26 protein-coding genes are annotated in these 26,973 nt (G+C 72.5%); 11 read left to right on the forward strand and 15 right to left on the reverse strand.

What is annotated here, in order from left to right; translation table 11 throughout:
- Positions 1-74 precede the first annotated feature (74 nt).
- The 4 genes from ACIA8Q_RS08010 to ACIA8Q_RS08025 form a co-directional block, all read right to left on the reverse strand.
- A complete protein-coding gene (locus ACIA8Q_RS08010; RefSeq protein ID WP_350517234.1) occupies positions 75-155 on the reverse strand; it encodes an Ms5788A family Cys-rich leader peptide in 81 nt (26 codons plus the stop codon).
- A gap of 303 nt (positions 156-458) precedes the next feature.
- The gene (locus tag ACIA8Q_RS08015) at positions 459-1,181 is read right to left on the reverse strand and encodes a DUF2993 domain-containing protein (protein WP_360215008.1); all 723 of its coding nucleotides are present in this window, start codon (positions 1,179-1,181) and stop codon (positions 459-461) included.
- Positions 1,182-1,416: 235 nt separating this feature from the next.
- Positions 1,417-2,970 carry a hypothetical protein gene (locus tag ACIA8Q_RS08020; RefSeq protein ID WP_396316905.1) on the reverse strand — a complete coding sequence of 518 codons (1,554 nt, stop codon included), beginning with the start codon at positions 2,968-2,970 and terminating at the stop codon, positions 1,417-1,419.
- A gap of 5 nt (positions 2,971-2,975) precedes the next feature.
- Positions 2,976-3,269, reverse strand: coding sequence for a MoaD/ThiS family protein (locus ACIA8Q_RS08025; RefSeq protein ID WP_360215002.1), 294 nt, complete (start codon positions 3,267-3,269; stop codon positions 2,976-2,978).
- A gap of 679 nt (positions 3,270-3,948) precedes the next feature.
- On the opposite strand from ACIA8Q_RS08025, the gene ACIA8Q_RS08030 reads away from it, so the two are divergent.
- From ACIA8Q_RS08030 to ACIA8Q_RS08050, 5 genes are all read left to right on the forward strand, one after another.
- Positions 3,949-4,680 (forward strand): response regulator transcription factor, encoded by a 732-nt coding sequence (locus tag ACIA8Q_RS08030; RefSeq protein ID WP_360214999.1) that lies wholly within the window; start codon positions 3,949-3,951, stop codon positions 4,678-4,680.
- Positions 4,681-4,805: 125 nt separating this feature from the next.
- Entirely contained in the window at positions 4,806-5,867 is a 1,062-nt protein-coding gene (locus ACIA8Q_RS08035; RefSeq protein WP_360214996.1) for a LacI family DNA-binding transcriptional regulator, read from the forward strand.
- Between the two features lie 125 nt (positions 5,868-5,992).
- The gene (locus ACIA8Q_RS08040) at positions 5,993-7,120 is read left to right on the forward strand and encodes a trypsin-like peptidase domain-containing protein (protein WP_360214993.1); all 1,128 of its coding nucleotides are present in this window, start codon (positions 5,993-5,995) and stop codon (positions 7,118-7,120) included.
- Positions 7,121-7,183: 63 nt separating this feature from the next.
- Positions 7,184-7,954 (forward strand): response regulator transcription factor, encoded by a 771-nt coding sequence (locus ACIA8Q_RS08045; protein ID WP_360214990.1) that lies wholly within the window; start codon positions 7,184-7,186, stop codon positions 7,952-7,954.
- Positions 7,951-9,456 (forward strand): HAMP domain-containing sensor histidine kinase, encoded by a 1,506-nt coding sequence (locus ACIA8Q_RS08050; RefSeq protein ID WP_360214987.1) that lies wholly within the window; start codon positions 7,951-7,953, stop codon positions 9,454-9,456. The genes ACIA8Q_RS08045 and ACIA8Q_RS08050 overlap by 4 nt, the downstream gene beginning before the upstream one ends.
- Before the next feature lie 63 nt (positions 9,457-9,519).
- Here the strand turns inward: ACIA8Q_RS08050 and ACIA8Q_RS08055 are convergent, their stop codons facing one another.
- From ACIA8Q_RS08055 to ACIA8Q_RS08080, 6 genes are all read right to left on the reverse strand, one after another.
- Positions 9,520-11,313 carry a bifunctional metallophosphatase/5'-nucleotidase gene (locus tag ACIA8Q_RS08055; protein ID WP_360214984.1) on the reverse strand — a complete coding sequence of 598 codons (1,794 nt, stop codon included), beginning with the start codon at positions 11,311-11,313 and terminating at the stop codon, positions 9,520-9,522.
- Between the two features lie 244 nt (positions 11,314-11,557).
- Positions 11,558-12,907, reverse strand: a complete 1,350-nt coding sequence (locus ACIA8Q_RS08060) for an ATP-binding protein (RefSeq protein WP_387907432.1) — start codon at positions 12,905-12,907, stop codon at positions 11,558-11,560.
- 158 nt (positions 12,908-13,065) lie between these two features.
- On the reverse strand, positions 13,066-14,640 hold the full coding sequence (locus ACIA8Q_RS08065; RefSeq protein WP_360214978.1) for an SCO6880 family protein: 1,575 nt from the start codon (positions 14,638-14,640) through the stop codon (positions 13,066-13,068).
- A gap of 7 nt (positions 14,641-14,647) precedes the next feature.
- A complete protein-coding gene (locus tag ACIA8Q_RS08070; protein ID WP_396316906.1) occupies positions 14,648-15,937 on the reverse strand; it encodes a hypothetical protein in 1,290 nt (429 codons plus the stop codon).
- Positions 15,927-16,742, reverse strand: coding sequence for a hypothetical protein (locus ACIA8Q_RS08075; protein ID WP_396316907.1), 816 nt, complete (start codon positions 16,740-16,742; stop codon positions 15,927-15,929). The genes ACIA8Q_RS08070 and ACIA8Q_RS08075 overlap by 11 nt, the downstream gene beginning before the upstream one ends.
- 248 nt (positions 16,743-16,990) lie before the next feature.
- On the reverse strand, positions 16,991-17,341 hold the full coding sequence (locus ACIA8Q_RS08080) for a hypothetical protein (protein ID WP_360214969.1): 351 nt from the start codon (positions 17,339-17,341) through the stop codon (positions 16,991-16,993).
- Positions 17,342-17,580: 239 nt separating this feature from the next.
- Between ACIA8Q_RS08080 and ACIA8Q_RS08085 the strand changes: the two genes are divergently transcribed.
- Both ACIA8Q_RS08085 and ACIA8Q_RS08090 read left to right on the forward strand, forming a co-directional pair.
- On the forward strand, positions 17,581-18,816 hold the full coding sequence (locus tag ACIA8Q_RS08085) for an NlpC/P60 family protein (RefSeq protein ID WP_396316908.1): 1,236 nt from the start codon (positions 17,581-17,583) through the stop codon (positions 18,814-18,816).
- A gap of 184 nt (positions 18,817-19,000) precedes the next feature.
- Positions 19,001-19,717 (forward strand): phosphatase PAP2 family protein, encoded by a 717-nt coding sequence (locus ACIA8Q_RS08090; RefSeq protein ID WP_360214963.1) that lies wholly within the window; start codon positions 19,001-19,003, stop codon positions 19,715-19,717.
- Between the two features lie 66 nt (positions 19,718-19,783).
- On the opposite strand, the gene ACIA8Q_RS08095 is transcribed toward ACIA8Q_RS08090, so the two are convergent.
- Positions 19,784-19,972: a hypothetical protein gene (locus ACIA8Q_RS08095; RefSeq protein WP_360214960.1), complete on the reverse strand. Its 189-nt coding sequence runs from the start codon at positions 19,970-19,972 to the stop codon at positions 19,784-19,786.
- 183 nt (positions 19,973-20,155) lie between these two features.
- Between ACIA8Q_RS08095 and ACIA8Q_RS08100 the strand changes: the two genes are divergently transcribed.
- Positions 20,156-21,061: a hypothetical protein gene (locus ACIA8Q_RS08100; RefSeq protein ID WP_360214957.1), complete on the forward strand. Its 906-nt coding sequence runs from the start codon at positions 20,156-20,158 to the stop codon at positions 21,059-21,061.
- Between the two features lie 196 nt (positions 21,062-21,257).
- Positions 21,258-21,455, forward strand: coding sequence for a hypothetical protein (locus ACIA8Q_RS08105; protein WP_387907421.1), 198 nt, complete (start codon positions 21,258-21,260; stop codon positions 21,453-21,455).
- A gap of 78 nt (positions 21,456-21,533) precedes the next feature.
- On the opposite strand, the gene ACIA8Q_RS08110 is transcribed toward ACIA8Q_RS08105, so the two are convergent.
- Complete coding sequence (locus ACIA8Q_RS08110) at positions 21,534-21,914, reverse strand: metal-sensitive transcriptional regulator (RefSeq protein ID WP_360214954.1); 381 nt, start codon at positions 21,912-21,914, stop codon at positions 21,534-21,536.
- A 378-nt stretch (positions 21,915-22,292) separates the two neighbouring features.
- Here ACIA8Q_RS08110 and ACIA8Q_RS08115 point away from each other — a divergent pair, with 378 nt between their 5' ends.
- Positions 22,293-22,913 carry a DUF47 family protein gene (locus ACIA8Q_RS08115; RefSeq protein WP_329489086.1) on the forward strand — a complete coding sequence of 207 codons (621 nt, stop codon included), beginning with the start codon at positions 22,293-22,295 and terminating at the stop codon, positions 22,911-22,913.
- A gap of 5 nt (positions 22,914-22,918) precedes the next feature.
- Positions 22,919-23,914, forward strand: a complete 996-nt coding sequence (locus ACIA8Q_RS08120) for an inorganic phosphate transporter (RefSeq protein ID WP_360214951.1) — start codon at positions 22,919-22,921, stop codon at positions 23,912-23,914.
- Positions 23,915-24,056: 142 nt separating this feature from the next.
- On the opposite strand, the gene pstB is transcribed toward ACIA8Q_RS08120, so the two are convergent.
- The 3 genes from pstB to pstC form a co-directional block, all read right to left on the reverse strand.
- Positions 24,057-24,833, reverse strand: a complete 777-nt coding sequence (gene pstB, locus ACIA8Q_RS08125) for a phosphate ABC transporter ATP-binding protein PstB (RefSeq protein ID WP_360214948.1) — start codon at positions 24,831-24,833, stop codon at positions 24,057-24,059.
- A 68-nt stretch (positions 24,834-24,901) separates the two neighbouring features.
- Complete coding sequence (gene pstA, locus ACIA8Q_RS08130; protein WP_360214945.1) at positions 24,902-25,978, reverse strand: phosphate ABC transporter permease PstA; 1,077 nt, start codon at positions 25,976-25,978, stop codon at positions 24,902-24,904.
- Positions 25,975-26,955 (reverse strand): phosphate ABC transporter permease subunit PstC, encoded by a 981-nt coding sequence (gene pstC, locus ACIA8Q_RS08135; protein ID WP_360214942.1) that lies wholly within the window; start codon positions 26,953-26,955, stop codon positions 25,975-25,977. The genes pstA and pstC overlap by 4 nt, the downstream gene beginning before the upstream one ends.
- Positions 26,956-26,973 lie beyond the last annotated feature (18 nt).

Here is a 26,973-nt window from a genome sequence, read left to right on the forward strand (position 1 = left end):
GCCGACCGGAGCGGCCGGGCTGGGTCACCGGAAGAATCGGCGGCGGGCATCAATTGCCCTGCCAAGACGCCGAGTTAGCGCATTCGACACAGACAGGCGGCCACGCGGCACAGGTCGACCGCCCGCCGCTTCGTGAGATCCGTCTGTCGCTTCATGTCGACGATGCTAGGGACACCGGAGGCCCGCTGTCATTAGCGTACCGAATAGTGAGACCAAATGGCCTGAATGCTGAGATTTGACCTCCGCGCGGCCTGCAGCGCACCGCCCGGGGCCGGGCCGGGCCCGCCACGACGGCACACAACGGGCGGAAACGACACCGCTCCGCGACCCGCGCTGGACGGCGCGTCTCGCGGAGCGGAACGGTACGGAAGGGAACGGTACGGCAGGGAACGGAACGAGGCGCAACGGTCCGGCGGCCCACGATCCGGTGCGAGGCCGGGCCGGGCCGAGCCGGGCGGTCAGCCCAGCAGCTGCACGTCCTTGCCCTCGAAGCTCAGCCGGAGCCCTTCCGGCAGCGGCGTCGCGCCGTCCTGGCCCGCCAGCTTCAGCCCGGCCGGGAGCGAGTCCAGGGTGAAGCTCATCGGCTCCAGCTTCTGGTTGGTGACCCCGGCGAACATCCCGGCCAGCGGACTGAGCTGGAACCCGTCCGCGGTGACGGTGTTCCCCGTGTTGTGCACCGAGCCCTCCCCGACCTCGACGGGCCCCAGCGAGGCCTTGATCTTGCCGGGCCCGGCGTACGCCAGGGTCAGCCGGGAGCCGCCGCCGATCGGCAGCTTCGCCCCGTGCATCAGCTGGGAAGCCGGCGGCAGCAGCTGCGCGAGGTCCGCGTAGGTGATCAGTCCGCTGCCGGTGCCGCTGTCCACGGTGGCGCTCTTCATGCTGTCGCCCACCTTCACGCCGGACAGCTTGGCCGTGAACGCGTGCAGCGCCACCCGGCGGCCGCCGTCCCCGACGGTCAGGCCGTCGGAGGAGATCCGGACGTCGTCCAGCTTCATCGACAGCGCCTGGGTGAGGAACGGGACGCCCTCGATCGAGACGTCCGGCCGCTGGCTCATCCGGCCGCTGCTCACCAGCTGGTCGGCGGCCTCGTCCTCGGCCACCCCGACCGCGATCCGGTCGGCGGCGACCAGCAGGCCCGAGACCACCACCAGGCCGATCGTCGCCTTCAGCCATCCGCGCATCGCTCTCCCCCGTCGTCGCCGGTCGCCGTGGTCGTTCGGTCGTCGTCCGCCGTCCTCCGGCGGCACCGTCCGGCGCCGCCTTCCCGGGCCGTCGTCCGGCGGCCCGTGCGGCCGTCCCTGCCGGGGCGGTCCCGCACGACCGTACGACGTCCCGCCCCGGAGCATGGTTCCGGGGCGGGACGGGAGGGCCCACGGGCGGGCGGGCCCAGGAGCCGGGCAACCGCGCGGGCGGGGGTCAGCCGGCCAGCAGGTCGGTGGCCATCCAGATCAGCGGCGAGGCCACCGTCAGCGGCAGCGCCACCCCCGCCGTCATGTGCACGAACCGGGACGGGAAGTCGTACGCCGCGACCCGGCGGCCGACCAGCGCACCCAGCCCGGCCAGCACCCCCAGCGCCGGCGGCGCGCCCACCAGCAGCCCCAGCAGCACGGCCGCCACCAGGCCCAGCACCGGGCCCAGCTGCTTCGGACCGGGCAGCGGCGCCGCGGCGAGCACGGTGGCCAGTGCGACCGCACCCACCCCGGCCGGCACCCAGTCGGCCAGCAGCAGCGTGGTGCACAGGGCCGTCACCACGGTGGCCGAGCCGAGCACCGTCAGCGCATAGAACCGCTCCTTCGGGTCCGAGGGGCGGAACGTCTGCAGCACCAGGACCAGCAGGAAGAACCCGCCGAGCGTCCCGACCACCGCCGCGACGCCGTTGTCGGCGTCCGCCAGCAGCACGGCCGCGTCCGCGGTGAACCCGGCCAGCGCGGCCAGCGCGATGCCCTGGCGGGCCGGCCACATGCCGTTCAGCCGGAACCAGCCGGCCGCCGTCAGCACCTGGAGCAGCACGACCACCAGGGCCAGCCCCACCTGGCCGAGCGCGGCCCCGCCCGCCAGCAGCGCGGCCGCGCCGGCGGTGATCAGCGCGGGCTGCAGGCCCGGGTCGATGATCGGCGAACCGGTCCGGCCCGCCGGGCCGGCGGCCGCCGGCGGCTGCACGGGCGGCGCGGGCTGCGCCGGCACGGCCGCGTACGGCGGCACGGCGGGGGCGCCGGCCGGCCCGCCGGGGGCGGCCGGGCGCTTGAGCGTCATGGTCGGCTGGTCCAGGCGCGGCGCCTGCTGCGGCTGCTGCGGCTGCGGCTGCGGCTGCGGCTGCGCGAGGGGCCGGGCGGGCGTCTGGGCGACCGGCGGCGCGCCGGCACCGCCCACCGGGGGCAGCAGCGTGGTCGCCGCCGCGTCGTCCATCGCCGGCACGGGCGGCAGCAGGGTGGTCGCCGCCGCGTCGTCCATCGGCGGGACCGGCGGCAGCAGGGTGGTCGCCGCCGCGTCGTCCATCGCGGGCACCGGCGGCAGCAGCGTCGTCGCCGCGTCGTCGACGGGCGGCACCTGGGCCTGCCCGTACCCCGGATGGCCGTAGGACGGCTGCGGCTGCGGGTAAGGCCGGGAGTGCGGGTACGCGTCGGGCTGCGGCTGCGGCTGCCGGTGCCGTCCCGCCGGGTACGGCTGCTGGGCCTGCGGGGCCTGCTGGAACGGCTGCTGCCCCGGCTGGGCCTGCGGGTACGGCCCCTGCGGGTACGGCTGCTGCCCGTACGGCTCCTGCTGCCCCTGCGGGTAGGGCTGCTGCTGGTACGGCTGCTGCCCGTACACCGCCCGGGGCTGCTGCCCCTGGGGGTACGGCTGCGGGTACGGCTGCTGCCCGTACTGCGGGTCGTGCTGCGGGTCGTGCTGCGGGTCGGCGGGCTGCGGCTGCCGGGGCTGCTGCGGCCACTCGCCGGGCGCGGCGTGGTTGGCGTCGTTCATGTCCGTCACGGCGCTCAGCCTCCCGCGAACGGCGGCAGCACCTCGACCGTGCCGCCCTCGGTGAGGGCCACGGTCGTGTGGTCCCGGCCGCCGACCTGCGCGCCGTCGACCAGGTACGAGCAGTGCCCGAGCAGCTGGACGAGCTTCGGCCGGTCCGCGTGCCGCTCCCTGACGGCCGCCAGGGCCTCCGCCAGGGTCGCCGCGTCGTACGGCTCCTCGGCCAGTCCGGCCTCGGACTTCGCGGCCGCCCAGTAACGGATCGTCCCGCGCACCCGGGCGCCGCTCGCGGGCTCGGTGGTCGCACCCATCGGGGCCACCCCTTCTCGTCGTCCTCGCCCGGCCCCGGTGCCCCGGTCCGGCCCACCACCGGAACCGCCGCCCGATCACCCGAAAGGTGGACCCGCGCGGCACCGCCGATGTGCGTCCCATGATGGCGTGTCCGCCGCCGCGACCGGCAATCGCCCTGGCCCCGCGGCCGCGGAGGACCGCTCGAAGCTGTGTCCAGGCTCACCCGGCGCGCGCCCGAAATCGCCCAACCGCCGGATTCGAGCCCTCCCGGTGCGGGAGGCCTTCGGCTATCCTCGACGTCCAAGAGGGATCCGGGCAGAGTCGCCCCCGGGTCCTTTTGTGCTTTCAGGACGCCAGTACGGACGTTCGTGCGATTCGTCGGTCCACCCCCGGCGCATCGCGGGACCGCCCCGCCTCACCCGGCACAACGACGTGCCCGGGCCGGCCGGGGCGTCGCCACCCGGCACCCGGGCCGCCGCCCGGAGCCGGACCAGACCGGAGGGTTCGCGGGATGAGCAGGGCAGAAACGGTGCGCCAGGGGTTGCGGGACCCCCGGCCCGCGCGCCACGTCCTGCGCTCCGGCCGATCCCCCGGTGCGTCCCCGGCGCCCGACCTCCCCCTCACTTCAGCACGTGCGCCATCCGGCTGTGGCGGCAGCCGCAACGCGACCGCGACGACCCGGAAAGGGGACTACCGGGTATGAGTTCTCTCCTCCTCCTCACCAACGCACTGCAGCCCTCCGCGGAGGTGCTGCCGGCCCTCGGCCTGCTGCTGCACAACGTCCGGGTGGCGCCCGCCGAGGGGTCCGCCCTCGTGGACACCCCCAGCGCGGACGTCATCCTGGTCGACGGCAGGCGCGACCTGCCGCAGATCCGCAGCCTCTGCCAGCTGCTGCGTTCGACCGGCATCGGCTGCCCGCTGATCCTGGTGCTCACCGAGGGCGGCCTGGCCGCCGTCACCGCCGAGTGGGGCGTCGACGACGTCCTGCTGGACACCGCCGGACCGGCCGAGGTCGAGGCCCGGCTGCGACTGGCCCTCGGCCGGCTCCAGGTCACCACCGACGACAGCCCGATGGAGATCCGCAACGGCGACCTCTCGGTCGACGAGGCCACCTACTCCGCCAAGCTCAAGGGCCGGGCGCTCGACCTCACCTTCAAGGAGTTCGAGCTGCTCAAGTACCTCGCCCAGCACCCGGGCCGGGTCTTCACCCGGGCGCAGCTGCTGCAGGAGGTCTGGGGCTACGACTACTTCGGCGGCACCCGGACGGTGGACGTGCACGTCCGGCGGCTGCGCGCCAAGCTCGGCGTCGAGCACGAGCAGCTGATCGGCACCGTGCGCAACGTCGGTTACCGCTTCGTCGTCCCGGAGAAGCCCGAGAAGGGAGAGCGCCCGGAGCTCGCCCAGCGCCCCGCGGCGCAGCTGGAGTCCTGACCGGCCGGCCGGGCGGGCCGCCCCCGCCCGGCTTGTCCGGTTCGCCCCCCGGGCACCCGTCGTCCACCCGCAGGCAGCCCCAGGTCCCACTGCCGACGCGGACGCCACCCGCGTAGACTCCCCCCGTGGCCAAAGTGACGCGCGACGATGTAGCCCGGCTGGCTGGTACCTCGACCGCGGTCGTCAGCTACGTCATCAACAACGGGCCGCGCCCGGTCGCGCCCGCGACCCGGGAGAAGGTCCTCGCGGCGATCGAGCAGCTCGGCTACCGGCCGAACAGCGTCGCCCAGGCGATGGCCTCCCGCCGGACCAACCTCATCGGCATGGTCGTCCCGGACGCCCGCCAGCCCTTCTTCGCCGAGATGGCGCACGCCGTGGAACGGGCCGCCTCCGAACGCGGCAAGCTCGTCCTGATCGGCAACTCCGACTACGTGGACGACCGCGAGGTGCACTACGTCCGCGCCTTCCTCGGGATGCGCGTCTCCGGCCTGATCCTGGTCAGCCAGGGCCCCTCGCAGCGCGCCGCCGAGGAGTTCGCCGCGATGGAGGGCGCCAAGGTGGTGCTGCTGCACCGCCGGCCCGAGGCCATCGACGACGTCGCCGTGGTCACCGACGACGTGGGCGGCGCCGAGGCCGTCGTCCGCCACCTGCTGGAGGAGCACGGGCACCCGTACGTGGCCTGCTTCGGCGGCCCGGTGGAGTCCCCCGCCCCCGGCGACCCGGTCATCGACCACGTCGAGGGCTGGCAGCGCGCCATGGACGCGCACGGCCTGCCCACCGAACCCCACCTGATCGACGCGCCGTTCCACCGCTACGGCGCCTACGAGGTCGCGCTCGGCGTGCTGCGCTCCCCGGACCGGCCGCGGGCGATCTTCTGCTCCACCGACGACCAGGCGATCGGCGTGCTGCGGGCCGCCCGCGAGGTCGGCCTCAAGGTCCCCGAGGACCTCGCGGTGGCCGGCTTCGACGACGTGCCCGAGGCCGCGCTCGCCGACCCGCCGCTCACCACCGTCGCCTCCGACCGGGACGCGATGGCCCGGGCCGCCGTCGACCTGGTGCTCGACGACTCGCTGATGGTGCCCGGCTCGGACACCGAGCGGGTCCGCAAGTTCCCGTCCCGCCTGGTGATCCGCCGGTCCTGCGGCTGCAACGGCGCCGCACCGGCCGCGGCCGCCGAAGCGGAGTAGCGGGCTCCGCTCCACCGGCCGCCGGACACCACCTGACCAGGCTTTATGAGAACCCAACGGGCTTCTCGGGCCCTTCTGATCCGGTTCTCATCCGATCCTCATGCACCGGGCGGAGCTTGGTCGGCATGAGCGAACAGCAGCGGCACCACAGCGAGCAGTACGGCCCGTACGAGCCCCGCGTGGTCGAGGGCACCGTCCTCGGCAGCAGCACCGACGCGACCGCCTACGGTTACCGCGAGGACCACTCCACGAGCGGCTTCGACACCCCCACGCCGCCCCCGCCGATGCCCCCCGAGCCGCCCACCGCGGGCCGGCCGGGCGAGCCCGGCGACCACGGCGGGCACGGCCGCCGGGCCCGCCGCGGCCTGCTCCGCGGTCGGGTCGTCCTGGTCACCGCCGTCGCCGCGGTCGCCGCCGTCCTCGGCGGTGTCACCGGCGGGGTCGTCGCCACCGACCAGCACACCTCCGGCGCCCGCACCGGCACCGTCGTCAGCCCCGTCGCGGCCCGCTCCGACGGCAGCGCCGACGTCCCGGCCATCGCCGCCGCCGTCTCGCCCAGCGTCGTCCAGATCACCGTCAAGGGCGCCGGCGGCACCGCCACCGGCACCGGCGTCGTCCTCGACGGCAGCGGCCGGATCCTCACCAACTACCACGTCATCGACACCGCCGCCGACGGCGGACCGATCACCGTGACCTTCAAGGACGGCTCCACCGCCCAGGCCACCGTCACCGGCACCGACAAGTCCCTCGACGTCGCCGTGATCACCGCCACCGGCGCCAAGAACCTGACCCCCGCCACCCTCGGCGACTCCTCCGCCGTGGCCGTCGGCGACCCGGTCGTCGCCATCGGCAACCCCGACGGCCTCACCGGCACCGTCACCTCCGGCATCATCAGCGCCGAGAACCGCGACGTCACCGTCCAGCTCGACGAGGGCAGCACCAGCAGCAACGGCGGCTTCGGCTTCCCCTCCCTGCCCGGCCTGCGCGGCAGCCTCCCGCAGCAGAACAGCGGCAGCACCACCACCTACAAGGCCTTCCAGACCGACGCCGCCCTCAACCCCGGCAACTCCGGCGGCCCGCTGATCAACGCCAACGGCCAGGTCATCGCCATCAACTCGGCCATGTACGCCCCCAGCGGCACCAGTTCGACCGCAGGCGGCGGCACCGCCGGCAGCGTCGGCCTCGGCTTCTCCATCCCCATCAACGACATCAAGCAGGTCCTGCCGAAGCTCGAAGCCGGCCAGAACCTGTAGGACCCTGTACGACGGACCACCGCTCCAGCAGGCCCTCCACCCGACGAGAAAGGGCAGCCGCCCATGACCCCGTCCGCCGACGACCGCACCCCCGCCGAGGCCGGCCACCCCTCCGCCCGGCTCCTCGTGGTCGACGACGAACCCGCCCTCCGGGACGCCCTGGAGAGCAGCCTCGCCTTCGAGGGCTACGAGGTCGCCACCGCCACCGACGGCTACGAGGCGCTGGAGTCCGTCGAACGGGACAAGCCCGACCTGGTCCTGCTGGACATCATGATGCCGCGCATGGACGGCCTCACCGCCGTCCGCCGGATGCGCTCCCGCGGCGACACCGTCCCGGTCCTGATGCTCACCGCCCGCGACGCCGTCGGGGACCGCGTCACCGGCCTGGACGTCGGCGCCGACGACTACCTCGCCAAGCCCTTCGAGCTCGACGAACTGCTCGCCCGCGTCCGCGCCCTGCTCCGCCGCAACGCCCTCGCCACCGAGGCCGCCGCCCGCGCCGCCGCCGAGGACGAGAGCGAGGTGCTGGCCTTCGCCGACCTGCGGATGAACACCGCCACCCGCGAGGTCACCCGGGCCGGCCGGCCCGTCGAACTCACCCGCACCGAGTTCATGCTGCTGGAGATGTTCCTCTCCCACCCCCGCCAGGTCCTCACCCGCGAACAGATCCTCAAGGCGGTCTGGGGCTTCGACTTCGAGCCCTCCTCCAACTCCCTGGACGTCTACGTGATGTACCTGCGCCGCAAGACCGAGCAGGGCGGCATGCCGCGCCTCATCCAGACCGTACGAGGCGTCGGCTACGCCCTGCGCCCGGCCGCCGGCGCCACGGCGTGAGCACCGTTCCTCCCCCTCCGCTGGTCCCGCCGCGCTCCTCCCGGCACCGGCGCCTCGCCCTCTGGCTGCGCTCCCGCTCGCTGCGCAGCCGCCTCATCTTCCTCAGCGCCGCGGCGGTGGCCGTCGCCATCGCGCTGTCGGCGCTGGCGTGCTGGTTCATCGTGGAGAAGCAGCTCTACGGGCTGGTCCGCAGCGACCTCCAGAACATCCGGATCCAACTGCCCCCGATCAGCAGCAACGACTGCGCCTCCACCCCGCAGACGGCCCTGCGGAACGTCCAGAGCAACGGCCGGCAGCCCCCGGTCGGCGCCCCCGTCCCGCGGGACACCCAGTACGTCCTGCTGAGCCCGACCAGCACGCCGCTGGTGTGCCTGCCGATGAGCGCGAGCAGGGCGATCATGGTCGAGTCGAGCGACAGCAACGCCCTGCACCTGAAGCCCGGACAGTCGATCATCCGCGACGGCCACTACACCAACGGCACCCCGGCCATGGTCCGGATCAGCGCCGCCGGTTCCGAGGTCAGCGGGTACCCGACCGCGCTGGTCATGGTCGCCACCTCCACCCAGCCCGTCGAGGACTCGCTCCAGAAGCTCGCCTTCATCCTCGGCGGGGTGGCGCTCGGCGGCATCGCGCTCGCCGCCATCGCCGGCCGGCTGGTCGCCCGCTCCGCCCTCAAGCCGGTCGACCAGCTCACCGACGCCGTCGAGCACATCGCCCGCACCGAGGAGGTCGGCACCACCATCCCGGTGCACGGGGACGACGAGATCGCCCGCCTGTCGACCTCCTTCAACTCCATGAGCACCGCCCTCGCCAACTCCCGCGAGCGGCAGACCCGGCTGATCGCGGACGCCGGCCACGAGCTCCGGACGCCGCTGACCTCGCTGCGCACCAACGTGGACCTGCTGATCCGCAGCAACGACACCGGCCGCCCGCTGCCCCCGGCGACCAAGACCAAGCTGCTGGGCAACATGAAGGCGCAGATGCAGGAGCTCACCGTGCTGATCGGCGACCTGCTGCAGCTGTCCCGCCCGGACTCCCCCAAACCGGTCCACAACCCGACGGTGGTCGCCCTGCACGAGATCGCGGGCCGGGCCGTCGAACGGGCGAAGCTGCGCGGGCCGGGGCTGGTCTTCGAGACGGCCACCGACCCCTGGTTCGTGCACGGCGACGCCGCCGCCCTGGAACGGGCGGTGATCAACCTGCTGGACAACGCCGTCAAGTACAGCCCGCCGGGCGGCACCATCGAGGTCCGGCTCCGGCAGGGCGTGCTGACCGTCCGGGACCACGGTCCGGGCATCCCCCCGGACGAACTGCAGTACGTGTTCGACCGGTTCTGGCGCTCGCCGTCCTCCCGGCAGCTGCCCGGTTCCGGCCTGGGGCTGTCGATCGTGGCGCAGAGCGTGCGGGAGGCCGGCGGCGAGGTGTCGCTCGGCGCGGCCGGGGACGGCGGTCCCGGCGCCCTGGCGACCGTCCGGCTGCCGGGCGGGCCGGCCCCCGAGTAGGCGGGAAAGCAGGACGGGCGGGGCGCCCCGACAGCGCCCCGCCCGTCCTGTGCCGGCTCACGGTCAGTCGATGTCGCTGCCCGGGCCGATGACCTTGATCCGGTCCTGCGCCGGGGCCTTCAGCGGCGAGGCCGCCGAGCTGTGGGCACCCAGGTAGGCGGTGAAGACGTCCAGGTCGGAGGCGCCGACGAGCTTGTCGGTGCCGGCCGCGAAGGCCGGGAAGCCGTCGCCGCCGCCGGCCAGGAACTCGTTGGCCGCGACGCGGTACTTGGCGGCCGGGTCGATCGGCGCGCCGTTCAGCCGGATCGTGTCGACGAGGACCCGGTCGGCACCGGTCTTGCGCATGTCCAGGGTGTACTTCAGGCCCGCGGACCCCTGCAGGATCTTCGGCGCGGCCAGGTTGGCACCGCTGACCTGCTGCTGGAGCAGCTGCACGAGCTGGGCCCCGGTCAGCGTCTTGACCTGCATCATGTTGGTGAACGGCTGGACGGTGAACGCCTCGCCGTAGGTCACCACCCCGTCGCCCTCGGCGCCGGTGGCCTTGTAGACCAGGTCGGAGCGGATGCCGCCGGGGTTCATGAAGGCGAGCTGCGCCCCGCCCTTGTCGGCGGCGGCGAGGCCCTCCTGCTGCGCGTCGGCGATCAGGTCACCGAGCGGCTTCTCCAGGTCGCTGTTGCCGCGGCCGTTGATGTCCGAGCCGATGTAACCGATCGGACGGTTGGCGATCGGGGCAGCGAGCTTGGAGTAGTGGTCGATCAGCGCCGTCATGTCGGGCGCCTTCTCGACGGTGCGGCGCACCACGTGGTTCTCGGCCTTGACCGAGGGGCGCACGATCTCGCCGGTGGTCTTGTCGAGCTTGAGGTCGATCTCGGTGTACAGGCGGCCGAAGGAGGCGGCGCTGGTGACCGAGCGCGGCACGCCGTTGGGGTCGGGGATGGTGCAGGCGTACGCGTTGTGCGTGTGGCCGGTGACGATGGCGCCGATCGACGGGTCGAGCTTCTTGGATATGTCGACGATCGGGCCGGAGATGCCCTGGCCGGCCGGGCCGCAGTCGTAGTTGTAGACGCTGCTCGCCGGGTAGCCGCCCTCGTGGATCAGCGCGACGATCGAGTTGACGCCCTTCGCCTTGAGCTCGGCGGCGTACTTGTTGATCGTGGTGACCTCGTTGGCGAACTTCAGGCCCTTGACGCCCTCGGCGGTCACGATGTTCGGCGTGCCCTCCAGGGTGACGCCGATGAAGCCGACCTTCACGCCCTGGGACTTGGTCACCCAGTACGGGGCCAGCAGCGGCTTGCCGGTCTTCTCGTCGGTGACGTTGGCCGACAGGTAGTTGAAGTTGGCGCCCTTGAAGGTGCGGCCCGGCTCGTAGCAGCCGTCGGTCGGGTGGCAGCCGCCCTCCTGCATCCGCAGGAGCTCCGCCGCGCCCTCGTCGAACTCGTGGTTGCCCACCGAGGTGACGTCCAGGCCGAGCTTGTCCATCGCCTCGATGGTCGGCTCGTCGTGGAAGAGCGCCGAGGTCAGCGGGCTGGCGCCGACGATGTCGCCGGCCGCGACGGTGATCGAGTCGTCGGCCGGGATCCGGGCCTGGCGCAGCGCCGTGGCCAGGTACTCGATGCCGCCGGCCGGGGTCGCGACCTCCTTGCCGGTGGCCGGGTCGATCTCCTTGATCGTGCCGGACGAGCCGGCCGGGGGCTCCAGGTTGCCGTGGAAGTCGTTGATCGCCAGCAGCTGGAGGTTGACGGTCTTGTGACGCTTGGCGTCGGCGGCCTGAGCGGCCGTCGGCACGGCCACCGTGCCGAACAGACCAGCGGCGGCGACGACGGCGAGCGCCGCACGGCGGGATCTGACGGTGAGCATGAGAGGGTCCCCTGCACCTTGGAGGAGGAGCGCCGGTTGTGGACTGGACCGGGCGTTCGGGCGATGTGTTGCGCCTGTGAAGCCTAGGGTCAACGCGCGTAGCTGTCAGGACGTTGAACGTAACGAGAGGATTACCTCCTGACGAACCGTCGCCGTCCGGGCGACGCCGGCGCCCGGGAACCGGCCTCCGCGCCCGCCCCCGCGGGCCGCCCGGGCCAGCCGCCGGCCACCCCCGCGAAGCGGCTCAGACCCCCGGCTCGGCCGCCAACTGCCGCTCCGCGCGGTCACGTTCGGCCACCGCGTCCTCGGTCATCGCGCGGTCGGTGTAGACCAGCGGCCGCTCGGCCTCGGTGATGATGTGCTTGACCACCTGCACGTTGCCGTTGACGTCCCAGACCGCGATGCCCGGCGAAAGTGTGGGGATGATCTCCACCGCCCAGCGCGGCAGACCGAGCACCCGGCCGGTCGCCCGCGCCTCCTCGGCCTTCTGCATGTAGATCGTCCGGGTGGAGGCCATCTTCAGGATCGCCGACGCCTCCTTGGCCGCCGCGCCGTCCACCACGTCCGAGAGGTGGTGCACCACCGCGACGAAGGAGAGGCCGAGCCGGCGCCCGAACTTCAGCAGCCGCTGGAACAGCTGGGCCACGAACGGGCTGTTGATGATGTGCCAGGCCTCCTCGACCAGGAAGATGCGCTTCTTCCGGTCCGGACGGATCCAGGTGTGCTCCAGCCACACGCCGACGATCGCCATCAGGATCGGCATCGCGATGGAGTTGCGGTCGATGTGCGAGAGGTCGAAGACGATCAGCGGCGCGTCCAGGTCGATGCCCTCGGTGGTCGGGCCGTCGAACATGCCGCGCAGGTCGCCGTCGACCAGCCGGTCGAGCACCAGCGCCACGTCCAGGCCCCAGGACTGCACCTCGTCCACCGCCACGCCGAGCGATTCCACCGAGGACAGTTCGGGGCTGCGCAGGGTGTCGATGATGTCGTCGAGCACCGGCTGGCGGTCCGTCACCGAGGCCACCACGTGGGCGTGCGCGGCCTTCAGGGCGAACCCGGCCCGCTCCTCCAGACCTCGCCCCATCGCCACCTCGACGATGGTGCGCAGCAGCGACAGCTGGCCGGTCTGGGTGATCGCCGGGTCCAGCGGGTTGAGCTTCACGCCGCCGTCCCGGGCGGCCATCGGGTCCAGCCGGATCGACTTTATGCCCAGCGCGTTGGCGATCAGGTTCCACTCGCCGACGCCGTCCTCGCCCTGCGCATCCAGCACCACGACCTGCCGGTCGCGGAACCGCAGCTGCCGCAGCACGTACGTCTTCTCCAGCGCCGACTTGCCGTTCCCGGACTCGCCGAGCACCAGCCAGTGCGGGGCCGGCAGCTGCTGACCGTACAGCTGGAAGGGGTCGTAGACGTAGCCCTTGCCGCTGTACACCTCGCGCCCGATGATCACCCCCGAGTCGCCCAGACCCGGTGCGGCGGTGGGCAGGTAGACCGCCTGCGCCTGCCCGGTGGAGGTGCGCACCGGCAGCCGGGTGGTCTCCACCTTGCCGAACATCAGGCTGGTGAACGCCTCGGTGAGGTTGCCGAGCGCCATGGGCGGCCTCCTGGTCTGGTCGGCGGGCGGTGGTGGTGGTCGGACGCCGCCGGGGCGGGTCGGTGGGGCGGCTGGACGGGTTGGCCGGTGTGGCGGTGGGCCGGTGTGGCGGTGGGCGATCGGACTGCGGGCGGTTCGGCGGCGGGGTCGCCGAACGGTCAGCGGCGGATGCCGGTGGCGAACGGCAGGGTGTTGACGAACGCCCGGTGGTGCTCCCGGTCGCACCACTCCAGCTTGAGGTAGCTCTTCCCGGCCGAGGCCCGGATCGTCCGCTTGTCCCGGGCCAGCGCGTCGGGATTGCGCGAGGACACCGTGATGTAGCCGACCAGGTTCACGCCGGCCGCGCCGGAGGCCAGGTCGTCACCGCGCTGGTCCACCCGCCCGGTGTGCGCCAGGTCGCGCGGGTCGACCGTGCGGTTCATCTTGGCCGCGCGGCTCGCCTCCGCCTCGTCGTTGGTCTTCTCGGTCAGCATCCGCTCGATCGCGACGTCCGTCGGCTCCAGGTCCATCGTCACCGCGACCGTCCGGATCACGTCCGGGGTGTGCACCAGCAGCGGCGCCAGGAAGTTGACCCCCACCGGGGTCAGCGGCCACTCCTTGACCCACGCCGTGGCGTGGCACCACGGCTCCCGGGTCGCCGACTCACGGGTCTTCGCCTGCAGGAACTGCGGGTGGGTCGCGTCCAGCTCGGCCGGCCAGGCGTTGCGCCGGGACATCGCCTGGATGTGGTCGATCGGGTGGTCCGGGTCGTACATCGAGTGCAGCAGCGAGGACAGCCGGGCCTGGCCCAGCGGCTGGCGCACCCGGATGTCCGCCTCCGCCAGCCGGGCGCAGATGTCGGTCAGCTCGCGCGCCATCACGGCCGCCAGCCCCTCGTCGTCCCGGGCCCGCCGGCCGGTGGCCGTCCGGCCCATCGCGTGCGCCTCCGCGGCCAGGTCGCGGGTGTAGTGCATGCAGGCCACCAGGTACGCCCGGTGCTGCTCCGAGGAGGTCGACACCATCGACTGCAACTGGTCGTACGAGTCCTGCAGCCAGCGCGGCGCGTCGTGGTCACCGCGCCGCTCCACGTCCTTGGCGTGCGCGTCCGGATCCGCCGGCAGCGTCCGGGCCAGGATCTGCAGCCGGGTCACGAAGCCGTCCCCGTTGGCGACGTGCTTCAGCAGCGTCCCGAACCGGTCGACCAGCGCCTCCTGGTCCTCCGAGTCGCGCAGCCCGACGCCCGGGCCCTCGATCTCGATCGCGGCCGTCACCGTCCGCCGCTCCAGGTGCATCAGCACCCCGACCTCGTCCGGCCCGAACGGCGCGGTCAGCCAGCGCAGCCGCCCCACCCCCGGCGGCGGACCGACCTCCACCTCCCGGCCGTCCATCCGGGTGCCGGCGTCCATCACGTCCGAGCGCCACAGCGCCCGCCCGCTGCGGACCGTCCGGCGGTAGGTGCGGTTGATCTCCACCCACTTGTAGAACGTCCGCTTGCGGTACGGCACGTACACCGCCGCGATCGCCAGCGCGGGCAGACCCACCAGACCGCCGATCCGCAGCGGCAGGACCGGCATCAGCAGGCCCCAGAGCATGCCGAGGAAGGCCCCGAAGATGATCAGCACGATCTCGCCGGACTCCCGGTTCCGGCCGATCGGTGCGTTCGGGCGGGCCTTGCCGATCAGGTAGGTGCGGCGCTGGTGCACGTACGGCTGGGCGTACTGGGCCCCGTACTGGCCGAGCGGTTCGCTGCTCACTTAACCGTCACCCTCCCTTCGCTGGATTGCTGTCGCGGATCGGAACCGGGGCCTGCGGAGGCCCCGCCTGCGGCGGCGGGGTGGGCGTCCGGCCGGCGTGCGCCGCGATGCCCGGCGCCACCGAGCCGCCGCCCGCTCCCCCACCGCCCCCGCCGACCGCCTGCGGACCGCGGTCGCCGTGGGTGGTGATGCCCTGCTTCATCAGGTTCGCGGTGCCGTTGATCATCGCCGAACCCGCCGACACCGCGCTCGCCCGGGCGTGCCGCATGTTCATGATCTCGTCGCCGAAGCCGGGCACGAAGCGGTACACCGCGGCGCTCGCGAAGATCGACAGGAAGAGGATCGCCAGCCCCGACAGCACCCGCGCGAAGTCGTCGGTGGCCCCGGCCCCGGTCGCCACCGCACCTGCCAGGCCCAGGATGACCACGATGATCGGCTTCGCCAGGTCCACCGCCACCATCACCCCCGCCCACCGGCGCACGTGCTTCCAGAGCTGCTTGTCCACCAGGCCCGCGTACACCGCCGTACCCAGCAACGCGCCCACGTACAGCATCGCCGCCCGGATCAGCAGCTCGATCCAGAGCACCGCCGCCGCCAGCACCGCCACCAGCGACACGATCACCAGGATCAGCGGACCGCCGCCCACGTCCCCCTTCTCCAGGGTGTCCGCGAACCCGCCCAGGTACGTCCCGGTGTCCGACTTCGTCCCCACCGCGATCGCCTTGGTCAGCCCGTCCGTCACGCTCACCACGGTGTAGAGGATCAACGGCGTGAACGCCGACGCCACCACGGTCAGCCACAGGAAGCCGATCGCCTCCGAGAACGCCGTCGCCAACGGCGCCCCCCGCACCGCCCGCTTCGTCACCGCCAGCAGCCACAGCACCAGGGTGACCACCGTCGACACGGCGAACACCACCGCGTACTGCTGCAGGAACGACGCGTTGGTGAAGTCCACCTGCGTCGTCCCGTCGATCGCACCCGACAGCTTCCGCACCACCCACGCCGCCGCCTGGGCACACCCCTTGGCCAACGACCCCAGCGGATCCGTCACATTGCCGACGGTCCCGCTCCCGGGGATGACGATCGCGCCGTTGGGTGCGCAGCCGGCGTCACTGCCGGGGATCGGGAGGTCGACCTTCTGGCACGTTGGCGTGGCGGACGGTGTCGCCGTTGGTGAAGGCTCCGCGAACACGCGCTGGGCCGCCAGGAGCGCCGCCACCTGCAGGGTGGCCACTGCGCCCGCCAGCACCCCCGCGCGGCGTGCGGTGGTGCGGTGCGAGGTCTGGTCAACGGGCATAGCGGAACCCCCCGAACTGCTGGACGGCGCCGGTGATCTCCTCGGCGGTTGCGGCCTGCTGGTCTCCGGGCATCGGCGCCGGGCCCTGCTTGCTGGTGAAGTCGGTGAGCTTCCAGTCGCTGCCCGTCCAGTGGAGCGACAGCGTGAGCGTGAACCAGTTCGTCGTCACCGGCTGGACGGAGCGTTCGCCCGCGAGGCCGGTGAGGCCGGTGCACCAGACCTCGACCTTGGCGTCGCCGTCGTTGTAGCCGGTGGACTTCGTGCCGACCGGGACGGTGCGGCTGACGAAGGTGAGGCCCTTGGGGGCGCGTCCCTGGGCGTCGAGTCCGTAGCGGGCGGCGGTGTCACCGCCGAACCCCTGGTCCAGGCGGGTCTGCAGGGCCGGGGCCGCGCCGGGGTCGGCGATGGTGGCGATGATGGTGTGCCGGCTGTCGGTGCGGAACATGTCCGCGGAGCCCACGGCGACCGCGTAGTTGGCGGCGGCGGACTGCGCGCCCGCGTCGGTGTGCGGGTAGCCGGAGCCGATGCCGTTGGTGGTGGTGCCGACGGGCTGGTCGCCGCTGGGAGCGGGGCCGGCGCCGGCGGGCGCGGTGGGGGCGGCGCGGTCGGCGGAGGGGCCGGTGGTGCGGGGGTCGGGCTTGTCGCGGTTGGCGATGGAGATGGCCACGACGAGGAGGGTGACCACGGCGAGGACGGTCATCAGGGTGCGGATCGGGCGCGCCTGACGCTGGCTCGGCTGGGAGGAGGGCTGTTCGCCGACCGGCAGCCGCGTACGGGTGTGCGGCTGGTCGTCGGACAACGGCACGGCGGCCCTCCTGGTGCGGGGAGCCGGGTGGCTCCGGGGCCCCTCCGCCCGTGGGCGGGCGCGGACGGAGGGCGGGAACGGGGGTGGACGGCTCGCGGGCTGCCCGGGGCGGTCGGGGGACGGGGCCTGGCCTCGGACGGCCCCGTCGGGCCTTGTGGGGCCCGGGCGGGCCCGGTGGGGCCTGGGGTTCAACCTGGGTTCGACCTGTGGGTTCGACCTGGCTACTGCGTGCTACTGCTGTCCGATCGTCAGATCGCCATGCCGTAGACAATGGTGAACAGAGTGCCGAGTGATCCAATGATGAACACGCCGGTCAGGCCCGCCACGATCAGCCCCTTGCCCTGTTCGGCGCCGAAGCTGTCGCGCATCGCGGTCGCACCGATCCGCTGCTTGGCGGCTCCCCAGACGGCGATGCCGAGGCAGATCAGGATGGCGACGGCCATGATGACCTCGACCATCACGCGGGCCTCCGACCCGAGGGTCGCGAACGGGCCCCAGTCCGGGGCGATCCCGCCGATGATGGTGTCGATATTCGGCTTCTTTGGAGGGTCCTCGGCCAGGTGGCCGATCGCGTAGGTGTGCACGCTGCTCAGGTTCATTTCCATCTCACCGCCCGATCAGGCAAATTCAAGGGCCCTGACCCCGCCCGCGCGAAGGGTCGGTACCCATTCTTGGCCAGATCTGATGTCGACTTGGCTACTTCTCGCGGATTGGTCGTGAGGCATCGGACACGTACGCGAGGATGTCCACCGTACGAAGGATAGCGCTCACTCTTTGTATCTCTGATGATTGCGGTGAGCAACGCCTTCCGGAACACTTCGACTGACGATTCGTCGGGATGGTGCTGATGGTACTCCGGAAGGCCGGTACGGCCGCCGCCGCTGCGGGAGTTGTCGCCGTCGGTTTCGTCGGCCTGGTGACGATGGGGACGTATGCGGCGAGCGGGACGCCGCAGGCGTCGGCCAATCGCGCGGCGCTCTCCCCGGGAACGGTCCCGGCGGCCTACCAGGCGTCGATCCAGCAGTGGGGCGCGCTCTGTCCGGAGATCTCCCCGCCGATGCTCGCGGCGCAGCTGTACCAGGAAAGCGGATTCGATCCGAAGGCCCAATCGGGCGTCGGGGCGCAGGGAATGGCGCAGTTCATGCCGGCGACCTGGGCGTCGTACGGGACGGACGCCAACGGGGACGGGAAGAAGGACGTCTGGGACCCGTTCGACGCGATCGCCTCGGCGGCGACCTTCGACTGCGCGCTGGCGAGGGACGTCGCGAAGGTGCCGGGCGACCGGCAGGCGAACATGCTGGCCGCCTACAACGCCGGCCCGTACGCGGTGACCAGGTACAACGGGGTGCCGCCGTACAAGGAGACCCAGGGCTACGTGCGGAACATCCAGGCGATGGCCCGCAGCTTCACGGCGCCCACGGCGCCGGTGGAGGTGTCCGCGCAGTCGGCGGGGGCGATCTACTTCGCGCAGAGCAAGCTCGGCACGCCGTACCTGTGGGGCGGTGAGGGCCTGCCCTCGCAGAACGGGCGGTTCGACTGCTCCGGGCTGACCCAGGCGGCGTACGCCAGCGTGGGCATCACGCTGCCGCGGGTGGCGAACGACCAGTGGTACGCCGGCCCGCACCCGTCGCGCGATCAGCTGCGGCCGGGGGACCTGGTGTTCTGGGCGACGGACCTGAACGATCCGCGGAGCATCCACCACGTCGGGATCTACGTCGGGGGCGGGTACATGATCAACGCGCCCCACACCGGCGCGGTGATCCGCTACGACAAGATCGACACCCGGGAGTACATCGGGGCGACCCGGGTCACCTCGGACGGCGCGCAGGCGCTGCCGACCCGGAACGCGGACGGTTCGGTGAGCGCCCCGAGCCGTCCGGGCGCGCAGGACCCGACCACGCCGCCGGCCGCCCCGGCCGCCGCCCCGGGCGGCGGCACCGCTCCGGCCACCCCCGCCCCGGCCGGCCCCGCCACGGCCCCGGCCGCCCGGCCCGCGGCGGCCGCGCCGCCCGCCCCGACGGGCCCGGGTGCCACCGGCGCCACCGGGACGGCCCGGCCGGCGGCGAGGGGTTGAGCGCTCCCGGCGGGGGACGTGTGAGTGCCCTGTGGACGCTGAGTCAAGTTTCCATAACCGCGCGTTTCCGTGGAACGCTGTGCACCGGCGATGACGTTGGTTCCGGTGGCCCACCGTCAGCTTCCCGCCCCGGGAGGGCCCCGGGCGGAACGACCAGGTGCAGCGGACCAGAAGGAGGTGCGGCGTGTCGACGCCGCTTGCCGACACGACCAACCCCGACCTCGGCCTGCTCTACGCCGTCAACGGCCTGGCCAAGCGCTCACCGCAGTGGCTGGACCACCTGGTCTCGTGGATCGGCGAGTACGGCATCCTGATCGGCCTGGCGATGCTCGGCCTGGTGGCCTGGCTGCAGGCCAGACGCCGCCCGGACGCGCCGGTGGCGGTGGCCGGGCTGCTCTGGGTGCCGCTCTCGGTCGCCATCGCCGAGCTGGCGAACCTGCCGATCGCCGCGATCGTCGACCGGCCGCGCCCGTTCGTGGACCACCCCGGGCTGCTGGTGCTGGTGGACGGCAAGGCCGGCACGCACTCCTTCGTGAGCGACCACTCGACCATGACGATGGGCGTGGCGGTGGCGCTGTTCCTGGTGAACCGCCGACTCGGCTGGATCGCCGGGGGCCTGGCCCTGCTGCAGGGCTTCTGCCGGATGTTCATGGGCGTCCACTACCCGACCGACGTGATCGGCGGCTTCGCACTGGCCGCCGCGGTGGTGCTGCTGCTGGCGCCGATCGCGATGGCCGTGCTGGTACCGCTCTGCCACGCGCTGAGCCGCACGGCCGTCGCCCCGCTGATCCGGGCGGCGGAGCGCGGCGGCGCCGCCGCACCGCGCGGGCGGCGGCGCGGGCGCGAGCGGGGGGCGGTGCGCAGCGAGGAGCAGCCGCCGGAGTCCGACCTGGCGGCCTGAGCCGGCGGTCCGTTCCGGCGCCGCTGGTGCCGGTGGCCGGCCCGAGGGGGGCCGCGGAACCCGTCGTCAGCCCGGCGGGGCGCCGGTCGCGGCGAGGTGCCCGTCCGCCTCGCGGCGGGCCAGGTCGCGCGAGCGGCGGGCCGGGGAGTACCAGCCGCAGCTGCAGGTGGCGAAGGCGAAGGAGCCGCGTTCGCTGACGGCGACGCGGTGTTCGGGCATCCGGGTGCCGGGGGCGGCCGGCAGCTCACTGTGCACGGGATTCACCGTAACGCGCCGGACGCCCGGCGCGCGACGCCGTCCAGGAGCCGCTCGGACGGGAGGGGCCGGTGGGTCCCGCGTAACCCTTTGCGACCCAACTCGTTTGCCCGACAAGAGCTCTGCCCACCCGGTGGTGTCCGGCAGGGCAGTCGGGCCCGAGGGGGTTGCGCGAGGATGAAGATGACCGACCAGCAGCGCGCCGGGCGGCCGGGTCGCCGCCGTCAGGTACCGCACCTGCACTCGGCGGCCGGGGCCGCCCTGCTCGCCGTCGCCCTGGCCGGCCTGACCGCCGGGTGCTCGGCGGGCGGTTCCGCCGCCGACTCCGCGGACCAGCGGTCGGCCGCCCCCGACCAGCTCGCCGCGGACCCGCTGACGGCGGTGCGCAACGCGGCGGACATCACCGGCCGCACCGGCTCCGCGCACACCGCGACCGAGCTGGTCACCGAGTCGTCCGAGAAGAAGGCGGTCTTCTCGGGGACGGGCGGCTACGACTACGTGAAGCGGATCGGGCGGCTGGAGGTCCAGGTGCCCCCGGGCGCGGCGACCACCGGGAAGATCGTCGAGGTGGTCCTGCCCGGCACGGTCTACCTGCAGAACAGCGGCGCGAAGGTGCCCGAGGGCAAGTGGGTCAAGCTGGACGTGCGCCAGCTGCCGGACGGCAACCTGGTCAGCAGCGGGGCGACCGACCCGGCCTCGGCCGCGGGCGCGCTGCGCGGGGCGCAGAAGGCCGACGCGGTGGGCACCGAGACGGTCGACGGGGTGGCGCTGCACCACTACCGCGGCACCCTCGACCTCGCCAAGGCGGCGGACGCGACCGGTGGCCGGGGCGGGGACGGCCTGCGGATGGGGGGCCAGACCTTCACGGTGAAGGAGGTCCCGTACGACGTCTGGCTGGACGACCAGGGCCGGCTGCACAAGGTGGTCGAGGTGTTCACCTTCGCCGGGGTGGCCGGTTCGAAGGAGGCCAAGGACCAGGTGAAGGTGACCTCGACCACCTCGCTGACGGACTTCGGCAAGCCGGTGGAGGCGGCCGAGCCGCCGTCCTCGGACATCTACGCGATGAAGCCCTCGGAGAGCCCGAAGTAGGCCGTCCGGCCACTGCTCCGGCGCCGGGGCGAGACGGGGCGCCGCCGGTGCGGGTGGCCGTCCGGGGAGCGGCGGTCACCCGTTTCGGCGGCGCCGAGATGGCCCGTCCGTGCCATGTGGACGGGCCCCGAAGTGCCTAGGCTGGACGTCGGGTGGCTGCCGCCCGGGCTGGCGAGGCACTGAAGGGGTGGTGCAGGTGGTGTCGTCCACGGGCGGCCGCAGCGGCGGCCACGACGACGCGGCCCTCGACGAGATCGAGCTGGCCGGCGAGCTGATGATCGCCGCGACGGCCAGCGCCGGCGACCGGCTGCCGACCGAGCGGATCGACGAGGTGCTGCTCGACCGGGCCGAGCCCGGGCCGGCCGACGAGCCGACGGAGTCCGGCACCCGGTGACGGCCGTCGGCGCCCGGTAGCCGTCACCGGGTCGACAGGGGGCGGCGGGGGCGCCGGGTCGGCGCCGGCCGCGGGGGCTCAGCTGCGCAGCAGGCGGGCGATCGCGGCCGTGGCCTCCGCCACCTTGGCGTCGAGCTCGGCCCCGCCCTCCTCGGCGGCGGAGGCGACGCAGTGCCGCAGGTGCTCCTCCAGCAGGGAGAGCGCGAAGGACTGCAGGGCCTTGGTGCTGGCCGAGACCTGGGTGAGCACGTCGATGCAGTAGACGTCCTCGTCGACCATCCGCTGGAGGCCGCGGATCTGGCCCTCGATCCGGCGCAGCCGCTTCAGGTGGGCGTCCTTCTGCGCGCTGTAGCCGTGCGGGCCGTGGTGGGCGGCCGCGGCGGGTGCCGGGTCGGTCCCGGGCGCGCCGCCGGGCTCGGGCGCGTGGTCCGGCGCGGTGCGCGCTTGCGTCGTGGTCATCGGCCCGCCTTCGTCTGGGTGCCTGGTGGCTGCGTCGGCCACCAGTGTCCAACACCGGGGGCGTCCGTGGTGTTCCGACGGCCGACGCGGCATGTGCCGTCCGTCCGGGGGCGGCTCCGGGCGCTCCCGGAGGGGCCGGGGGCGGGGTTGAGCCGTCTGAGCGTCGCCCCGGTCCTCCGTCCGCACGACGGGGACGATCCGGGCGGGGTTCCGTCAGACTGGGCCTCAGGTCCGCACCCGAGCGGGCGGTCCGGGGCGGCCGGTGCCACGCCGAACGGAAGGGGAGGTTCCGCCTCCGGGGGCACCACCCCGTTTGCGTGAATGCGCTCGGTTGCACCTAGCATCGTTCAGTCCCTACCCCGCACATCGGAGATTTCCGTGCGTTTTAGCCTGACCCCGAAGGAGACGAGCTTCTACGACATGTTCGCCGCGGCCGCGGAGAACCTCGTCGTCGGATCGAAGCTCCTGCTGGAACTGCTGGGATCAGACGTGTCGGCCCGCGCGGAGATCGTCGAGCGCATGCGCGCCGCCGAGCACGCCGGGGACGACACCACCCATGCGGTCTTCCACCAGCTGAACTCGTCCTTCATCACGCCCTTCGACCGCGAGGACATCTACAGCCTCGCCTCGTCGCTGGACGACATCATGGACTTCATGGAGGAGGCCGTCGACCTGGTCGTCCTCTACGACATCCAGACCCTGCCGAAGGGGATCGAGCAGCAGATCGAGGTGCTGGCGCGGGCCGCGGAGCTGACCGCCGAGGCGATGCCGAACCTGCGCACCATGTCGAACCTGACCGAGTACTGGATCGAGGTCAACCGGCTCGAGAACCAGGCCGACCAGATCCACCGCAAGCTGCTCGCCCACCTGTTCTCCGGCCAGTACGACGCCATCGAGGTGCTCAAGCTCAAGCAGGTCGTGGACGTCCTTGAGGAGGCGGCGGACGCTTTCGAGCACGTCGCCAACACGGTGGAGACCATCGCCGTCAAGGAGTCCTGACCCTCGTGGACACGGCTGCACTCATCGCCGTCATCGGCGTTGCGTTCTTCTTCACCTACACCAACGGCTTCCACGACTCGGCGAACGCCATCGCCACCTCGGTCTCGACCCGGGCGCTGACCCCCAGGGCCGCGCTCGCGATGGCCGCCGTGATGAACCTCGCCGGCGCCTTCCTCGGCAGCGGCGTGGCGCACACCGTCTCCAGCGGGATCATCGAGACGCCGAGCGGCAACCAGGGCATGGCGATCCTGTTCGCCGCCCTGATCGGCGCGATCGCCTGGAACCTGGTCACCTGGTACTTCGGCCTGCCGTCCTCCTCCTCGCACGCCCTGTTCGGCGGCCTGGTGGGCGCGGCGCTGGCCGGCGGCACCGAGGTGATCTGGAGCGGAGTGATCGACAAGATCGTCATTCCGATGATCGTCTCGCCGGTGGTCGGCCTGATCGGCGGCTTCCTGGTGATGCTGGCGATCCTGTGGATCTTCCGCCGGGCCAACCCGCACCGTGCCAAGCGCAACTTCCGGGTCGCGCAGACCGCCTCGGCCGCCGCGATGGCGCTGGCGCACGGTCTGCAGGACGCCCAGAAGACCATGGGCATCGTGGTGATGGCGCTCACCATCTCCGGCCGCCAGACCACCGGTGACATCCCGGTCTGGGTGAAGATCTCCTGCGCGACGATGCTCTCGCTGGGGACCTACGCGGGTGGCTGGCGGATCATGCGGACGCTGGGCCGCAAGATCATCGAGCTGGACCCGCCGCAGGGCTTCGCCGCCGAGGCCACCGCCTCGACGGTCATGTACATCACCTCGTTCGTCTTCAAGGCGCCGATCTCCACCACCCACGTGATCACCTCGGCGATCATGGGCGCCGGGGCCACCAAGCGGATCCGCGCGGTGCGCTGGGGCGTCGCCAAGAACATCGTGCTCGGCTGGTTCATCACCATGCCGGCGGCGGGCGCCGTCGCGGCGCTGATCTACTGGTTCGTCCACCTCTTCTGGGGCTGAGCGCCCCGGACGTGACAGGGCCCGCCCCCACATCTCGGGGGCGGGCCCTTCTTCATGCTCCACGGCGGCACCGCCATGCAGCACCGCGGAGCAGTCTCGGTCCCGTCGTGCGCGCCGGGCGGCGCGGGACGGGCGGTCCGGTCTAGCCGAAGCGGCCGGAGATGTAGTCCTCGGTCGCCTGGACCGAGGGGTTGGAGAAGATCCGCTGGGTGTCGTCCAGCTCGATCAGCTTGCCCGGCTGGCCGACGCCGGCCAGGTTGAAGAAGGCGGTGCGGTCGCTGACGCGGGCCGCCTGCTGCATGTTGTGGGTCACGATGACGATGGTGAACTGCGACTTCAGCTCGCCGATCAGGTCCTCGATGGCGAGGGTCGAGATCGGGTCGAGCGCGGAGCAGGGCTCGTCCATCAGCAGGACCTGCGGCTCGACCGCGATGGCGCGGGCGATGCAGAGACGCTGCTGCTGACCGCCGGAGAGGCCGGCCCCGGGCTTGTTCAGCCGGGTGTGGACCTCGTTCCAGAGGTTGGCGCCCTTCAGCGAGCGCTCCACCACGTCGTCCAGGACGGACTTCTTGCGCACGCCGGCGAGCTTGAGGCCGGCGATCACGTTGTCGTAGATCGACATGGTCGGGAACGGGTTCGGGCGCTGGAAGACCATGCCGACCGAGCGGCGGACGGCCACCGGGTCGACGCTGGCGCCGTACAGGTTCTCGTCGTCCAGCAGCACCTTGCCCTCGACCCGGGCGCCGGGGATCACCTCGTGCATCCGGTTGAGGGTGCGCAGGAAGGTGGACTTGCCGCAGCCGGAGGGGCCGATGAAGGCCGTCACCGAGCGGGGCTCGATGCTCATCGAGATGTCCTCGATGGCCTTGGTGGTGCCGTAGTAGGCGGACAGTCCGCTGACGTCGATGCGCTTGGCCATGATCGTTACTTCTCTCGCCCGCGGCCTGGGGGCCGCTAATGAATGCTGTGTCGTACGTCAGTCGGTCGTCAGTGTCCGCCCTTGGGCGAGCGCCAGCGTGCGATGCCCCGGGCGATGAGGTTGAGCCCCATCACGAAGGCGATCAGCACCAGCGCGGCACCCCAGGCACGGGCGTAGCCGTAGTCGTTGTTGACCAGCGAGTACTGCTGCCAGATGTACATCGGCAGGGACTGCTGCGGCCCGTCGAACGGGTTGCTGTTGATGTAGTCGGCGCCGAAGACCAGCATCATCACCGGGGCGGTCTCGCCCGTGATGCGGGCGACCGCGAGCATCACACCGGTGGTGATGCCGCCGATCGCGGTGGGGAGGACGATCCGCAGGATGGTCTTCCACTTCGGCACGCCGAGCGCGTACGAGGCCTCGCGCAGCTCGTTCGGGACGAGCTTGAGCATCTCCTCGGTGGACCGGACCACGACCGGCATCATCAGGATCGCCAGCGCGAGGCTGCCCGAGAAGCCGGAGTAGTTGAAGCCCAGGGCGAGGTTCCACAGCGACAGGATGAACAGACCGGCGACGATCGACGGGACACCCGTCATGACGTCGACGAAGAAGGTGACCGCCTTGGCGAGCTTGCCGCGGCCGTACTCGACCAGGTAGACGGCGGTCAGCAGACCGACCGGAGCGGCGATGGCGGTGGCCAGCGCGACCTGCTGCAGGGTGCCGATCAGCGCGTGGTAGATGCCGCCGCCGGGGCCGGACTGGATGACGCCCTTCATCGAGTGGCTCAGGAAGTTCCCGTTGACCACCGCGATGCCCTGCTGGACGGTGTACACCGTCAGCGCGACCAGCGGGACGACGGCCAGGATGAAGGCGACCCAGACCACCGAGGTGGCGAGCCGGTCCTTGGCCTGGCGGCGGCCCTCGACGCGGGCCGAGAGGCCGTAGCCGATCGCCACGAAGAGCAGGGCGGAGATCAGGCCCCACTGCAGGTGGCTCTCCAGCCCGCCGACGGCGCCGATCCCGCAGCCGAGCGCGAGCGAGCCGGCGGCGACGGCGGCCGGGGCCCACTTGGGCAGCCGGTTGGCGGTCAGCGGCCGGCCGGTCGGCCGGGCGTCCGCGGGGACAGAGGCGAGCTCCGAGATCATGCGTTGGCCCCCGAGTACTCCTTGCGGCGGGCGACGATCAGCCGCGCGGCACCGTTCACCAGCAGGGTGATGACGAACAGGACGAGGCCGGAGGCCATCAGGGCGTTGCGGCCGGTGTCACCGGCCTCGGCGAACTTCAGCGCGATGTTCTGCGCGAAGGTGCCGCCCCCCGGGTCGAGGACGTGCAGCGAGAGGACGTTGCTCGCGGAGAGCACCACGGCGACCGCGATGGTCTCGCCGAGGGCGCGGCCGAGGCCGAGCATCGAGGCCGAGATGATGCCGGGGCGGCCGAACGGCAGCACCGAGGTGCGGATCATCTCCCAGCGGGTCGCGCCGAGCGCGAGAGCCGCCTCCTCGTGCATCCGCGGCACCTGGCGGAACACCTCGCGGGAGACCGCGGTGATGATCGGCAGGATCATGATCGCCAGCAGGATGCCGACCGTGAACAGGTTGCGCGGGGTGGTGCCGGTCTTGGTCTGGTCGAAGACGTACGTCCAGCCCAGGTACTCGTTCAGCCAGCTGGTCAGGCCGTCCATGTGCGGCACCAGGAAGAGCGCGCCCCAGAGGCCGTACACGATGCTGGGCACGGCGGCCAGCAGGTCCACCAGGTAGGCGAAGGGCTGGGCGATCCGGCGCGGCGCGTAGTGCGAGATGAACAGCGCGATCCCGATCGCCACCGGGACGGCGATCACCATCGCGATGATGGCGCTGACGATCGTGCCGAAGACCAGGACGGCGATGCCGAAGACCGGCTTCGGGGCGTCCGGCGCCCATTCGAAGGTGGTGAGGAAGTTGCCCTGGTCCTTGCTGAGCGCCAGGCCCGTCCGCCAGGTCAGGAAGCCGGCGATGGCGGCCATGATGACCAGCAGGAAGATGCCCGAACCCCGGGCGAGGTTCATGAAGACCTTGTCGCCGAAGCGGCTGTCGCGCTTCCGGCGTTCCCTGCCTCGCGGGGCGGCAGGGGAGGATGAAGTCATTGTCTACTCCGGTCTGGT

Source organism: Kitasatospora sp. NPDC051705 (genome assembly GCF_044453265.1).
GTDB lineage: Bacteria > Actinomycetota > Actinomycetes > Streptomycetales > Streptomycetaceae > Kitasatospora.